Here is a 12643-nt window from a genome sequence, read left to right as displayed (position 1 = left end):
TCGCTCAGTACAGCACCCGTGTGCGCAGCGTGCCCGGGATCGCCGCCAGCGCGGTGCGCAGCTCGGCGGCCTGGGCCTCGTCGGCGCTGACGTCGATGACCACGTAGCCGACCTGGCTGTCGGTGCGCAGGTACTGGCCGTCGATGTTGATGCCGTGGTCGCGGAAGATGTCGTTGGCCTGCGACAGCACGCCGGGGACGTTGCGGTGGATGTGCAACAGCCGGCGCGAGCCTTCGTGGCCGGGCAGGGCGACCTCGGGGAAGTTCACCGCCGACAGGGTCGACCCGTTGTCGCTGTAGCGGATCAGCTTGGCGGCGACCTCGATGCCGATGTTGTCCTGCGCCTCCAGCGTGCTGCCGCCCACGTGCGGCGTCAGGATGACGTTGTCGAGGCCGCGAAGCGGCGATTCGAAGACCTCGTCCTTGCCCTTGGGCTCGACGGGAAACACGTCGACCGCCGCGCCGGCGATGTGCCCGGAACGCAGCGCATCGGCCAATGCGTCGATATCGACCACGGTGCCGCGCGATGCGTTGAGCAGGTGCGCGCCCGGGCGCATCGCGGCGAGTTGCGCCGCGCCGATCATGCCCTGCGTGCCGGCGGTTTCCGGGACGTGCAGGGTGACCGCGTCGCTGCGTGCCAGCAGGTCGTCCAGGCCCGCCGCGGCGCGCGCGTTGCCCAGCGCGAGCTTGGTGTCGATGTCGTGGAAGATCACCTGCATGCCCAGCGATTCGGCGAGCACGCCGACCTGGGTGCCGATGTGGCCGTAGCCGACGATGCCCAGTGTCTTGCCGCGGACCTCGTGGCTGCCTTCGGCACTCTTCGACCAGCCGCCGCGATGGCATTCGGCGTTCTTCCTGGGCACGCCGCGCATCAGCAGGATGGCTTCGGCGATCACCAGCTCGGCCACGCTGCGGGTGTTGGAATACGGCGCATTGAACACCGGGATGCCGGCCAGCTCCGCGGCCTCGGTGTCGACCTGGTTGGTGCCGATGCAGAAACAGCCCACCGAGATCAGTTTGCGCGCGTGTCGCAGCACGTCGGCGGTGAGCTGGGTGCGCGAGCGGATCCCGACGAGGTGCGCCTCGGCGATGGCGTGTTTGAGCGCGTCGTCCGGCAGCGACTTGTCGTGCAGTTCGATCTGGGTGTAGCCGGCATCGCGGAACGCCTCGACCGCGGTCGGGCTGACGCCCTCGAGCAGCAGCACACGGATGTCCTGACGGGGAAAGGAGGTCTTGCGGTCCGACATCGGTAGGGGCGGCGTGCGGGGATGAGCTTCCGCACGGTACGCGCGCGCTGGTTGCGCTGCAACACGCACCCTGGGCGGTGGCAGCGGCCGCACGGCCGGTGCGCCGATTCGCGAGGCGACGCGCACGGCGGCGGGATGGCGTGTCGCCGTGCCGACGGGCGTTCGACCGGCGCAGCAGGCGGCGCGGACGTCTGCCGCTCGGCCAGCCGCTTCGCGCGTTGCCGGTGGACGGCTGCGGGCGACGCTGGCAGCCTGAGCGCCCCCGCCCGACAGCCGCCCGCATGACCACCGATCCGCGTCTCGATTCCCTGCGCCAGGCCGTGCCCGGCCTGCGACTGTCCGCCGAACCGGGCGACCTGGAGCACTACGGGCGCGACTGGACCCGGCGCTGGACGCCGGCGCCGCTGGCGATCGCGTGGCCGGAGGACATCGCGCAGGTACAGGCCGTGGTGCGCTGGGCACACGAGGCCCGGGTGGCGCTGGTGCCGTCGGGCGGCCGCACCGGGTTGTCGGGCGGGGCGGTCGCGGCGAACGGCGAGCTGGTGGTCAGCCTGGAGCGGATGAACCGCGTGCTCGGCTTCGACCCGGTCGACCGCACGCTGACCGTGCAGCCCGGCATCGCCCTGCAGGCGGTGCACGAGGCGGCGGCCGCGCACGGGCTGGTGTACCCGGTGGATTTCGGCGCGCGCGGCTCGTGCTCGATCGGCGGCAACATCGCCACCAATGCCGGCGGCATCCGGGTGATCCGCTACGGCAACACGCGCGAGTGGATCGCCGGCCTGACCCTGGTGACCGGGACCGGCGAGCGCATCGAGGCGGGACGCGCGCTGGTCAAGAACTCGAGCGGCTACGACCTGCGCCACCTCGCCATCGGCGCCGAGGGGACGCTGGGCATCGTGGTCGAGGCGGTGCTGCGGCTGACCGATCCGCCGCCGCCGGCGCAGACGATGCTGCTGGCGCTGCCCTCGTTCGAGGTGTTGATGCAGGTGTTCGATGCGTTCCGCGCGCGGTTGCGGCTGCAGGCCTTCGAGTTCCTGACCGACCTCGGGCTGGCACACGTGGTCGCCCACGGCGGCACCGATCCGTTCGATATCCGGCATCCCTACTACGTGGTGGTCGAGTTCGATGCGGTCGACGAGGCGCAGCAGGCCGCGGGACTGGCGGCGTTCGAGCAGTGCGCCGAAGCCGGCTGGATCGTCGATGGCGTGATCGCGCAATCGCAGGCGCAGTCCGAGCAACTGTGGCGGCTGCGCGAAGGCATCACCGAGGCGGTGGCGCGCTACCGGCCCTACAAGAACGACGTCTCGGTGCGCATCGGCGCGATGCCCGCATTCCTCGCCGCCGCGCAGGCGTTGCTGGGCGAGGCGTATCCGGATTTCGAGGTGGTCTGGTTCGGCCACATCGGCGACGGCAATCTGCATATCAACGTGCTGCAGCCGGACGGGCTCGACGACGACACGTTCATGCGCCAGTGCGCGCACGTCACCGAGCTGCTGGCCGGGTTGCTGCGCGAGCATGGCGGCAGCATCTCCGCCGAGCACGGCATCGGCCTGGTCAAGAAGCCCTATCTCGACAGCACCCGCAGCGCGGCCGAGATCGCGCTGATGCGCGGGATCCGCACGGCGTTCGACCCGGCGGGGATCCTCAATCCGGGCAAGGTATTCGATTGACCCCGGTGCCGCGCCGCCGACGCGGCGCTCGGATTCGGACGGGGCGCCTACTCAGCCCAACTGCACCCAGGCCGGCGCATGGTCGCTCGGGCGCTCCCAGGTACGCGGCTCGCGGTCGATGCCCGATGCCGAAGCGCTCGCCTTCAGGGCGTCCGAGACCAGGGTCAGGTCGATGCGCAGGCCGAGGTCGCGGCGGAAGCCGGCCTGGCGATAGTCCCACCAGCTGAAGACGCCGGCGGCATCGCTGTGCAGGCGGAAGCCATCGTGCAGGCCGAGCGCGAGCAGGTCGCGCAACGCGTCGCGCTCGGCGGTGGAGGTGAGGATGTGGGCGTCGTTCCAGACCTCGGGATCATGCACGTCGCGCGCATCCGGCGCGATGTTGAAATCGCCCAACACCACCAGCTTCGGGTGCGCCTGCAGTTCGGCTGCGATCCATGCACGCACGGCCTCCAGCCAGCGCAGCTTGTAGGCGTACTTCTCGGTGCCCACGTCCTGGCCGTTGACCACGTACAGGTTGATCACCCGCAGATCGCCGACGGTGGCCGCGATCACCCGGCGCTGCTCGTCCTCGAAACCGGGAATGCCCATCTGCACATCGGCCAGCGCACCGGCGCGGCTGAGCAGGGCGACGCCGTTGTAGGTCTTCTGGCCCTGGAAGACGCTGGCGTAACCGGCCGCCTCCAGCGCTTCGCGCGGAAACTTCGGATCCTCCAGTTTGGTCTCCTGGATGCCGACGATGTCCGGCGTCGCATCGCCCAGCCATTGCAGCAGGTGCGGCAGGCGCACGTTGAGCGAATTGACGTTCCAGCTGGCGATCTTCATGGCGCGGAATCCTCGGAGTTCGCCGCATAGTGTAGAGGCGGCGCACCCGCCGCCGGCCACCGAGGGTGTGAAAGAACGGGGACGATTCCTTCGCGCCGTGCGCAATGCGATGCTGGCGCCGGGCCGCTCCGGTCCGGCGAACGCGAGTGCGATGGCGATGGACGACAAGCCCCGGTGTGGCTGGGCCGGCGACGATGCGCAGATGCGCGCGTACCACGACCACGAGTGGGGCGTGCCCCAGCGCGACAGCCGCATGCTGTGGGAGATGCTGATGCTCGAAGGCTTCCAGGCCGGCCTGGCCTGGATCACCATCCTGCGCAAGCGCGAGGCGTTCCGGGTCGCGTTCGCGGGGTTCGATCCCGCGCGCGTGGCGGCCTTCGGCGAGGCCGACGTGCAGCGCCTGCTCGGCGATGCGGGCATCGTGCGTTCGCGCGCGAAGATCGAGGCCACGATCGCCGGCGCACGGGTCTATCAGGCGATGGCCGACCGGGGAGAATCCTTCGCCGATCTCTGTTGGGGGTACATCGACGGCGTGCCGCTGCCGGGCGACGGGCACACGGTCCCGGCGAGTACGCCGTTGTCGGCGGACATTTCCAAGGACCTGAAACGACGCGGATTCAAGTTCGTCGGGCCGACCATCGTCTACGCGTGGATGCAGGCGGTCGGCATGGTCAATGACCACGTGACCGGCTGCTATCGCCGCGAACAGGTGCGCACGGGCTGAGCGCTGCGCCACGGCACCCGGGCATGCGCGCCGCCGCGCATGCCGCGCTCGGCCCGCATCCCGCGTCGACAGGTCGCTGCCGAAGGCCGCGACGGTGCGTGCCTTAAGCTGTCGTCTTCTCCGAGCCGTCGTGACCGCCCATGCACATCCGCCCCTACCGCGACCGCCGTCCCGTCCTGGGCGCGCGTGTCTATGTCGATCCCGCCGCCACCGTCATCGGCGATGTCGCGCTGGGCGACGACGTGTCCGTGTGGCCGGCCACGGTGATTCGGGGCGACGTGAACGTGGTGCGGATCGGGGCGCGCACCAGCGTGCAGGACGGCACCGTCATCCACGTCAGTCACGACGGACCGCACGCGAAGCTCGGCGGCTTCGCCACGATCATCGGCGAGGACGTGACCGTCGGCCACAAGGCGATCCTGCACGCCTGCACCGTCGGCGACGCCGCGCTGATCGGCATGGGTGCGATCGTGCTCGACGGCGCGCGCATCGGGCGCCACGCCATGATCGGCGCCGGCGCACTGGTGCCGCCGGGCAAGGTCGTGGGCGACGGCGAGCTGTGGGTCGGCAATCCGGCGCGCAAGGTGCGCATGCTCACCGATGCGCAGATCGAGGGCCTGCGCTACAGCGCGGCGCACTACGTGCGACTGAAGGACGAGTATCTCCAGGCCGACGGTCGAGCATCCGCCCTCCCGGGATGAGCGGCGCCGCAGGCCCGATGTTCCGGACAGGTGGGTTCAGGGGGCCGTGGCGGCTTCGAGCGCCTGCAGTGCGGCCAGCGCCTCGTGGCGGCCGGTCAGGCACATCGACGGCGTCGGCCGCAGCGAGGTGCATACCGCCGGCCGCTCGGGACGACCGAAGATCCGGCACCGCAGGGATGCGTCGAGCTGTACGCACGGCACGCCGGCGGGCTTGCCCTGCGGCATGCCGGGAATCGGCGAGCTGATCGACGGCGCGATGCAGCAGGCCGCGCAGCCATCGCGGCAGGCGAGAGGAGCGTCCGGCGGTGCCATCGTTCAGTCGGCGGTGACCAGGAGCGCTGCGCGCGCGCGCAGCTCCGCGTAGACCGGATCGGTGTCGGGTCGCACGCCGTGCCAGAGCGCGAAGCTCTCCGCGGCCTGTTCGACCAGCATGCCGAGCCCGTCGACGATATCGTGCGCACCGACCGAGCGCGCCCACGCCAGGAACGGCACCGCGGCCTCGCCGTAGTTGAGATCGACCACCGCCGCCCGCGGCGCCAGCAGGCTGCGCGGCAGCGTCGGCAATGCCGCGCTGGTGCGTGCGGCCGAGGTCGCATTGATCACCAGGTCGAACTCGCCGAGGTGGGCGATGTCCTCGAGGTAACGCGGATGCACGCGTCCGGGTTCGCCCAGCGCATCGGCCAGCGCATCGGCGCGCGCGCCGGTGCGGTTGACCACGTAGAGGTCGGCGATCCCCGCATCGAGCAGGGCCGGGGCGACGCCGCGGGCGGCGCCGCCGGCGCCGATCAGCAGCGTGCGCCGGGCGCGCAGGTCGAGCCCGGCGCGGTGGTCGAGATCGCGCACCAGGCCGCGCCCGTCGGTGTTCTCGCCGTGCCAGCCGTCGACGCGGCGCACCAGGGTGTTGACGGTGCCGGCGCGCTGCGCGTTCTCGCCCAGGCTGGCGCACAGGGCGGCGGCGGCCTCTTTCAGCGGCAGGGTGACGTTGGCGCCGCGACCGCCGCCATCGGCGAAGCGCGCGAGCTTCGTCGCGAACGCATCGGGATCGACATCGATGGCGGTGTAGCGCAGCGGGATCGACTGTTGCCGGCCGAATGCGGCGTGGATGGCGGGCGAGAGCGAATGGGCGACCGGCTGGCCGAAAACGGCGTAATCGGGTGCGGCGTGGGCATCTGCGTCGGCAGGGCTCATTGAGGATCCTCGGGCCTGGGGCGTGGCGGGCCATGGCCCGTCGCCGGCCGGTGGCGCGGTGCGGCGTCACCGGTTGCGGTGTTGCCGAGTCTACTCCTGTGGCCGTCGGCGACGTGCCCGGGCGGCGCTCATGACGCGTTGCGTGGCGTTGCCAGCGCACGGGTGTAGACGTGCTGCGTCTTGGCGTGGGCGAAGCCGAGCGCGGGGTAGAACGCATGCGCCTCGGTGCGGGCGATGTTGGAGCGCAGGAACAGGGCGTCGCTGCCCCAGGCGCCGGCGATCCGGATCGCCTCGTCGACCAGCTGACGCGCCACGCCGCGCCGGCGGACGGCCCGATCCACGACCAGGGCGATGAGTTCGGTGCGATCGCCCGATTCCAGGATCAGGCGTCGTTCCAGCGCGACCAGCCCGACCGGCGCCGGGGCGTCGTCCAGTGACGCGACCCGGATCGCATGATGGGGATGGTCGAGCAGGCGACGCAGCCGCTCGGCGACGGTCGCGGCGGCCTGCGGATAGCCCAGCTGCTCGAACAGCCCGGCGATGGCTGCGGCGTCTTCGACACGCGCGGGGCGCAACACGACGAGGGTCGCCCCGCCGGTCATCTCAGCCCTCGCGCAGCCAGCGCGCGGCCTGCGGCGCGAAGTAGGTCAGCACGCCGTCGGCGCCCGCGCGCTTGAACGCGATCAGCGCCTCGAGCACGCAGCGGCGCTCGTCGAGCCAGCCGTTGGCGATGGCGGCCTGCAGCATCGCGTATTCGCCACTGACCTGGTAGGCGAAGGTCGGCACGCCGAAGGCGTCCTTCACCCGGCGCACCACGTCGAGGTAGGGCATGCCGGGTTTGACCATCACCATGTCGGCGCCCTCGTCGAGGTCGAGCTGCACTTCGCGCAGGGCCTCGTCGCCGTTGGCGGGGTCCATCTGGTAGGTGGTCTTGTCGGCCTTGCCGAGCGCGCCGGCCGAGCCGACCGCGTCGCGGAAGGGGCCGTAGAACGCCGAGGCGTACTTGGCCGCATAGGCGAGGATGCGGGTGTGGATGTGGCCGCTATCTTCCAGCGCGTCGCGGATCGCGCCGATGCGGCCGTCCATCATGTCGCTGGGCGCGACGATGTCGGCGCCGGCTTCGGCGTGCGACAGCGCCTGGCGAACCAGGGCCTCGACGGTCTCGTCGTTGAGGACGTAACCGCTGCCGTCGAGCAGGCCGTCCTGACCGTGCGCGGTGTAGGGATCGAGGGCGACATCGGTGATCACGCCGAGCTCGGGGAACCGGGCCTTGAGCGCGCGGACCGCGCGCTGGACGAGGCCGTCGCTGTCCCAGGCGGCCGCGGCATCGAGCGACTTCGCGTTCGGCGCGGTGACCGGGAACAGTGCCAGCGCCGGGATGCCCAGGTGGCAGGCGGTCTCGGCGTCGCGCAGCAGTTCGTCGATGCCCACCCGCGCCACGCCCGGCATCGACGGCACCGCGGCGCGGCCTGCCGGTTCGTGGACGAACAGCGGCCAGATCAGGTCGTCGCAGGTGAGCGTGTGCTCGCGCATCAGGCGTCGCGAGAAGGCGTCGCGCCGCATCCGGCGCGGACGGTGAGGCAGTCGGTTCATGGGGGCATTCTACCGGTGGCCGTCGGGCATGCCTGGATCCGCCTCGCCCCGCAAGGCAGGAGGGGACAGCGCCCTTCCACACCAGACCAAAGCGCAGCGTCCTTCTCCCGCATGCGGGAGAAGGTGCCCGGAGGGCGGACGAGGGCGTTTTTCGAGCGTTGCAGCCCGCCAGGGCCCCGACGCCGACCCCGCTGCGTACCCGCTCCCCGCGTAACGCGAGGCCGTTCGTCGGCGCGCAAGCCTTTGGGCCGCGAACACGTCTCTTCATCCCGCACGCGGGGGAGGGACGGTGGAACGCGGCCGTCTAGGCGTGTGCGCCGTCGATTTCCACCGCGAGTTCGCGGCGGCAGATGGCGGCATGCAGTACGAGGTAGGGCACCCGATCGCCGAAGCGGGTCTGCAGGGCCTCGGCCACCCGGGGCAGGTCGGCGGCGTCGCGCACATAGACCTTGAGCCGCGACCCCGGGCCGAAGCGGGCCGGCAGGCCGGGGCGGTGGGTGCGCGCGGCGTCGAGCAGCGCGTCGAAATTCGCGAAGGTCTCGTCGAGCTGGGCCGACAGCGACCCGTCGTGCTGCGAGGTGTGGCCGACGATGGCGGCGGTGCCCGACAGCAGCAGGGGCAGCGCGTGATCGGGTGCCGCCAGCATCGCGCGCGCGAAGCTCGGCGCCTGCGGGCCGTACTGGCGCGGGTAACGGTAGGCGCTGATCTGGCGCGGGTTCTCCACCGGAATTCCGGGCGTCGCGGCGGCCAGCCAGTACACCTGCAGGACGCGGGTGCCGTCGCACCGGCCGATCGCGGTGGCGGCGGGCAGGCGGGCCAGATCAACGGTGCCCAGTCCTTCGGCGCGACCGACGCAGAACTGCCGGTAGCGCTCGTCGTCGCCGTCGCCGAGGGTGATCGCGTCGAGATAGTTCCAGATCCGGAGCAGATGCGGCGCATCGGCATCCGCCAGGTGCGCGAGCAACGCGGTGTAGGCCTCGCGTGCGGCGCCCCGGACGCCTTCGTGGCCCTCGGTCACTTCGATCGTGCCGAAGCGCAGCCGGCCATCGGTGGCCCAGCGGATCGCGCCGTCGCGGCCGCGCTGCACCGGTCCGGGCACCCGCCAGATCTCGGCAGGCGCCGCGCCGTGCGGGGTCAACGGCACGCGCAGCACACGGACGTCGTCCGCTGCGGGTGCGTCGGGACCGAAGACGAACGCGGCGAGGGTGCGGTCGTCGAGGGCGTGTGCGGCATCGACGTAATCGATGTCGAGGCAGACGACGTCCGCGGACGTCTGCATGCATCGGCTCATGGATTTCCCTCCTGCAGGGTGTCGCCGCTGAACGCGGCTGCGGCATCGCGTCGCCGACGCTTCCAGCCGGCCAGCGCCTGCGGCGCCATCGTCAACGCGGTCACGAGATAGATCAGCCGGAACAGATGCAGCCGCAGGCGCACGGCACGGTGGTCGAACACGTCGCCGGCCAGCATCGAGATCACCGCCTGCTCGATGCGCAGCGCATTGCGCGGTTCGCGGAACAGGCGTTGCATCACCGGCGTGGTGAAGCGATGGATGAACCAGGTGAAATGCCGCAGCCCGCGGTCGAGGCGGCGCGCCATCGCGCGCTGCAGCGCGGCCTCGCGGCGCGGTGCGCGCAATGCGCCGTCCACCACGTCGGCTGCGCGCTCGGCGCTGTCCATGGCGATGAACACGCCGGACGAGAAGATCGGATCGATGAAGGCGTAGGCGTCGCCGGCCATGATCCAGCCCGGGCCGGCCATCCTCGTGCAGCGGTACGCGTAGTTGCCGGTCGCGTGCACCGGCGCCACCCGTTCCGCACCGGCCATGCGGGCGCGGACCGAGGCGCGCGCGTCCAGCGTGCGGTCCAGGAAGCCGGCATTGTCGCCCCGGCGCTGTTTCAGGTAATCCGGCGAACACACCGCGCCGACGCTGGTGATGCCGTCGGGGAGCGGGATCAACCAGTACCAGCCGTGCTCGAAGCGATCGATGGTGATGTTGCCCCGGTCCTCGCCGCTCCGGTGCGCGACGCCACGAAAATGGCTGAACAACGCCGCGGACTGGTGTCGCGGATTCCTGCGCTTGAGCTTGAGCCGTTGGCCGAGCAGGGTGTCGCGACCGCTGGCGTCGACCACGTAGCGCGTGCGCCAGCTGCGCGCACGGCCGTCGCCGTCGCGGGCGTGCACGGTGTGCGGGCGTCCCTGCGCATCGCATTCGATGCGTTCGGCGCGCACGCCTTCGTGCGCATCGGCCCCGGCTGCGCGGGCGTTCGCGAAGAGGATCCGGTCGAACGCGTCGCGATTGACCTGGAAGGCGTAGTCGCATTTCGGATCGAGTGCGCGCGAGAAACGGAACACGTGGGTGCGTTCCGGGTCGCCGTCGATCGGGAAATCGGCGCCGCGCTTGAGCACGCCGATGGCGCGCACCTGCTCCAGGACGCCCAGCCGCTCGAGGATCGGCATGTTCATCGGCAACAGCGATTCGCCGATGTGGAAGCGCGGGTGGGTGTCCTTTTCCAGCAGCGTCACCCGCCAGCCGCGTCGCGCCAGCAGCGCCGCGGCGGTGGTGCCGGCCGGGCCGCCGCCGATCACCAGCACGTCGGTGTCCTGCACGTCGGCGTCGCGGGGCGTTGCCGGAACGGTGTCGTACGCGTCGGGGGTGGTCATCTCGCCGCGGCTGCCGGCCCGTGCCATCATTCGGGCGCGCATCATAGCGCGACGCCGATCACAGCCACGCGCGCCAGTGCACGCGCCCGTTCATTTCTTGGAATCCGAATGACCCAGCAGACACCCGTCGAACGCGAACTCGCCGAACTCCTGATCGAAGCCCTCGGCCTGGAGGACGTCGCGGCGGCCGATATCGACCCGGAGGCGCCGCTTTTCGGCGAGGGGCTGGGCCTGGATTCGATCGATGCCCTCGAGCTGGCGCTGGCGATCAGCAAGCGGTACGGCTTCCAGCTGCGTTCCGACAGCGACGAGAACCGTCGCATCTTCGCCTCGCTGCGTGCGCTGTCGGCCCACGTCGAGGCGCACCGCGCCAACTGAACGCGGCGGGTGCCCGCCTCCGGGCGCGCCCTTGCCTGCCCCGGCCGCCGCCGCCCGCCCTTCGTCCGTGCCGTCCGAACCGTGCGCAGGCGATCGACCGCGTGACCGGAGTCCTGCCGCCACCATGGTGCTGATCCTCGAAATCGTCCTGGCGCTCGGCTACACGGTGCTGGCGCACCTGGCCGCAGCGTGGGGCAGCGATGCCCTGTCGCTGGCCGCCCTGATGGCCCTGGTGGCGCTGTTGCTGGCCGCGCCGCTGGCGGCGCGGCGTCCGTGGGCGTGGCTGGCATTGGTGCCGCTGCTGGCCGGGGCGGGCTGGCTGTACGTCGCCGGTCACGCCGGGGTGCCGCTGTTGCTGGTGCCGGTGGCCTTCATCGCCTTCATCGCCTGGGTGTTCGGGCGCACGCTGCGCCCAGGACAGGTGCCGCTGATCAGCCGCATCGTGGAGGCTCTGGAAGGCCAGCCCGGCGAGCCGCTGGCGCCGGACCTGGTGCGTTACACGCGCGGCCTGACCGCCCTGTGGGCGTGGCTGCTGGCGATGCTGGCGGCGATCAACATGGTACTGGCGCTGATCGCCGTGCCCGACGGGCTGCTGGCGACGCTCGGCATCGCGCCGCCGGTGTCGATCAGCCGGACCCAGTGGTCCTGGTTCGCCAACATCGCCAACTACGGCATCGTCGGCGGTACGTTCGTGGTCGAGTACGTGTACCGCAAGCGACGCTTCCCGAACCGCTACGCCAGCTTCGCGCAGTTCATGCGCCGGATGGGTGGGCTGGGACCGGCGTTCTGGCGCGACCTGCTGCGCTGAGCGGGCCGTGCGCGCGGCGCAGCGCGGGCCCAAAGTGTGAGCCGCCGGGTATCCTTCACGCCGTGAATCACAGAATCGCCGCCCTCCGGACCGATCCCGCACGCCTGGCATGGGCCGTGCTCAATGCATTGCAGTTGGTGTTCACCCTGCTCTGGACCGCGGGTTGGATCGCGCTGGCCCTGGCCGTGTGGGCGCTCGGCCTGGGGCAGCGGCGTCTTCCGTTGCGGATGGCCTCGTCATGCTGGGCTCCCGGTCTCCTGTGGGGCGCGGGCGCGCGGCTGGAGATCGAGCCGAATCCCGGGATCGACTGGTCGCGGCCCTACGTGCTGGTCGCCAATCACCAGTCGGCGATCGACATCTGTGCGCTGTTCCGCGCGGTCCCGGTGCCGCTGCGCTTCCTGCTCAAGCAGGAAATGCAGCGCGTGCCGTTCGTGAACGGCTATGCGCGGGCGACCGGGATGGTGTTCATTCCGCGCGATGGTCGGCGCGCCGCCGCCGCCAGCCTGCAGCGGTCGGCGGATCTGGTGCGCGCCGGTGCGGTGCTGTGCATCTTCCCCGAAGGCACCCGCGGCGATGGCGCCACGGTCGCCGAGTTCAAGCCGGGTGCTTTCCAGACCGCGCTGGCCGCCGGCGCCGACGTGCTGCCGGTCGCCCTGGAAGGCACCGGCGCGGTGCTGCCGGCGGACGGCCTGTTCGGCGTTCGACCGGGTCGGATCCGGGTCCGGTTCGGCACGCCGATCGCGGTGGCCGGCCGCGATCGCCAATCGTTGGCGCGCGAAGCCCGCGAACAGGTGCTGGCCCTGCTGCGCGAGCGCAGCTGAACGTCCCCGGGGCGACCGCTCCGTCCGGGTC

The 12643-nt window shown here is 71.3% G+C and carries 14 protein-coding genes; 6 read left to right on the top strand and 8 right to left on the bottom strand.

Translation table 11 applies throughout. The features are described from left to right. Positions 1–4: 4 nt before the first annotated feature. Positions 5–1246 (bottom strand): phosphoglycerate dehydrogenase, encoded by a 1242-nt coding sequence (serA, locus tag RG19_RS14265; RefSeq protein ID WP_058835853.1) that lies wholly within the window; start codon positions 1244–1246, stop codon positions 5–7. A gap of 281 nt (positions 1247–1527) precedes the next feature. On the opposite strand from serA, the gene RG19_RS14260 reads away from it, so the two are divergent. Continuing rightward, the gene (locus tag RG19_RS14260; protein ID WP_058835852.1) at positions 1528–2916 is read left to right on the top strand and encodes an FAD-binding oxidoreductase; all 1389 of its coding nucleotides are present in this window, start codon (positions 1528–1530) and stop codon (positions 2914–2916) included. A gap of 51 nt (positions 2917–2967) precedes the next feature. On the opposite strand, the gene xth is transcribed toward RG19_RS14260, so the two are convergent. Next, the gene (gene xth, locus RG19_RS14255) at positions 2968–3738 is read right to left on the bottom strand and encodes an exodeoxyribonuclease III (RefSeq protein WP_058835851.1); all 771 of its coding nucleotides are present in this window, start codon (positions 3736–3738) and stop codon (positions 2968–2970) included. Between the two features lie 97 nt (positions 3739–3835). On the opposite strand from xth, the gene RG19_RS14250 reads away from it, so the two are divergent. Further along, complete coding sequence (locus tag RG19_RS14250; RefSeq protein ID WP_274377942.1) at positions 3836–4462, top strand: DNA-3-methyladenine glycosylase I; 627 nt, start codon at positions 3836–3838, stop codon at positions 4460–4462. Positions 4463–4602: 140 nt separating this feature from the next. After that, positions 4603–5163, top strand: coding sequence for a gamma carbonic anhydrase family protein (locus tag RG19_RS14245; protein ID WP_058835850.1), 561 nt, complete (start codon positions 4603–4605; stop codon positions 5161–5163). Between the two features lie 36 nt (positions 5164–5199). Here the strand turns inward: RG19_RS14245 and RG19_RS14240 are convergent, their stop codons facing one another. The 6 genes from RG19_RS14240 to RG19_RS14215 all read right to left on the bottom strand — a co-directional run bounded on the left by RG19_RS14240 (position 5200) and on the right by RG19_RS14215 (position 10605). Continuing rightward, the gene (locus RG19_RS14240; RefSeq protein WP_082672690.1) at positions 5200–5475 is read right to left on the bottom strand and encodes a YkgJ family cysteine cluster protein; all 276 of its coding nucleotides are present in this window, start codon (positions 5473–5475) and stop codon (positions 5200–5202) included. A gap of 3 nt (positions 5476–5478) precedes the next feature. Continuing rightward, entirely contained in the window at positions 5479–6351 is an 873-nt protein-coding gene (gene aroE / locus RG19_RS14235; RefSeq protein WP_058835848.1) for a shikimate dehydrogenase, read from the bottom strand. A 128-nt stretch (positions 6352–6479) separates the two neighbouring features. Next, positions 6480–6953: a GNAT family N-acetyltransferase gene (locus RG19_RS14230; RefSeq protein WP_058835847.1), complete on the bottom strand. Its 474-nt coding sequence runs from the start codon at positions 6951–6953 to the stop codon at positions 6480–6482. A gap of 1 nt (position 6954) precedes the next feature. After that, the gene (gene hemB / locus RG19_RS14225) at positions 6955–7944 is read right to left on the bottom strand and encodes a porphobilinogen synthase (RefSeq protein WP_058835846.1); all 990 of its coding nucleotides are present in this window, start codon (positions 7942–7944) and stop codon (positions 6955–6957) included. Between the two features lie 304 nt (positions 7945–8248). After that, the gene (locus RG19_RS14220) at positions 8249–9223 is read right to left on the bottom strand and encodes a chorismate transformation FkbO/Hyg5 family protein (protein WP_238376653.1); all 975 of its coding nucleotides are present in this window, start codon (positions 9221–9223) and stop codon (positions 8249–8251) included. An 8-nt stretch (positions 9224–9231) separates the two neighbouring features. After that, the gene (locus tag RG19_RS14215) at positions 9232–10605 is read right to left on the bottom strand and encodes an NAD(P)/FAD-dependent oxidoreductase (protein WP_082672842.1); all 1374 of its coding nucleotides are present in this window, start codon (positions 10603–10605) and stop codon (positions 9232–9234) included. A 108-nt stretch (positions 10606–10713) separates the two neighbouring features. Between RG19_RS14215 and RG19_RS14210 the strand changes: the two genes are divergently transcribed. The 3 genes from RG19_RS14210 (at position 10714) to RG19_RS14200 (ending at position 12612) form a co-directional block, all read left to right on the top strand. Continuing rightward, the gene (locus RG19_RS14210; RefSeq protein ID WP_058835844.1) at positions 10714–10983 is read left to right on the top strand and encodes a phosphopantetheine-binding protein; all 270 of its coding nucleotides are present in this window, start codon (positions 10714–10716) and stop codon (positions 10981–10983) included. A gap of 124 nt (positions 10984–11107) precedes the next feature. Next, complete coding sequence (locus RG19_RS14205; RefSeq protein WP_058835843.1) at positions 11108–11791, top strand: COG4648 family protein; 684 nt, start codon at positions 11108–11110, stop codon at positions 11789–11791. Between the two features lie 62 nt (positions 11792–11853). Then, the gene (locus RG19_RS14200) at positions 11854–12612 is read left to right on the top strand and encodes a lysophospholipid acyltransferase family protein (protein WP_238376652.1); all 759 of its coding nucleotides are present in this window, start codon (positions 11854–11856) and stop codon (positions 12610–12612) included. Positions 12613–12643 lie beyond the last annotated feature (31 nt).

The sequence above is a fragment of the Luteimonas abyssi genome (assembly GCF_001482195.1).
Classification (GTDB): domain Bacteria; phylum Pseudomonadota; class Gammaproteobacteria; order Xanthomonadales; family Xanthomonadaceae; genus Luteimonas; species Luteimonas abyssi.
This window is presented reverse-complemented; position numbering and strand designations above follow the sequence as displayed.

Bases quoted from the DNA above. Each gene is read 5' to 3' on its own strand.
- serA (WP_058835853.1), bottom strand. From the start codon at position 1,246: ATGTCGGACCGCAAGACCTCCTTTCCCCGTCAGGACATCCGTGTGCTG.
- RG19_RS14260 (WP_058835852.1), top strand. From the start codon at position 1,528: ATGACCACCGATCCGCGTCTCGATTCCCTGCGCCAGGCCGTGCCCGGC.
- xth (WP_058835851.1), bottom strand. From the start codon at position 3,738: ATGAAGATCGCCAGCTGGAACGTCAATTCGCTCAACGTGCGCCTGCCG.
- RG19_RS14245 (WP_058835850.1), top strand. From the start codon at position 4,603: ATGCACATCCGCCCCTACCGCGACCGCCGTCCCGTCCTGGGCGCGCGT.
- RG19_RS14240 (WP_082672690.1), bottom strand. From the start codon at position 5,475: ATGGCACCGCCGGACGCTCCTCTCGCCTGCCGCGATGGCTGCGCGGCC.
- aroE (WP_058835848.1), bottom strand. From the start codon at position 6,351: ATGAGCCCTGCCGACGCAGATGCCCACGCCGCACCCGATTACGCCGTT.
- RG19_RS14230 (WP_058835847.1), bottom strand. From the start codon at position 6,953: ATGACCGGCGGGGCGACCCTCGTCGTGTTGCGCCCCGCGCGTGTCGAA.
- hemB (WP_058835846.1), bottom strand. From the start codon at position 7,944: ATGAACCGACTGCCTCACCGTCCGCGCCGGATGCGGCGCGACGCCTTC.
- RG19_RS14220 (WP_238376653.1), bottom strand. From the start codon at position 9,223: ATGCAGACGTCCGCGGACGTCGTCTGCCTCGACATCGATTACGTCGAT.
- RG19_RS14215 (WP_082672842.1), bottom strand. From the start codon at position 10,605: ATGACCACCCCCGACGCGTACGACACCGTTCCGGCAACGCCCCGCGAC.
- RG19_RS14210 (WP_058835844.1), top strand. From the start codon at position 10,714: ATGACCCAGCAGACACCCGTCGAACGCGAACTCGCCGAACTCCTGATC.
- RG19_RS14205 (WP_058835843.1), top strand. From the start codon at position 11,108: ATGGTGCTGATCCTCGAAATCGTCCTGGCGCTCGGCTACACGGTGCTG.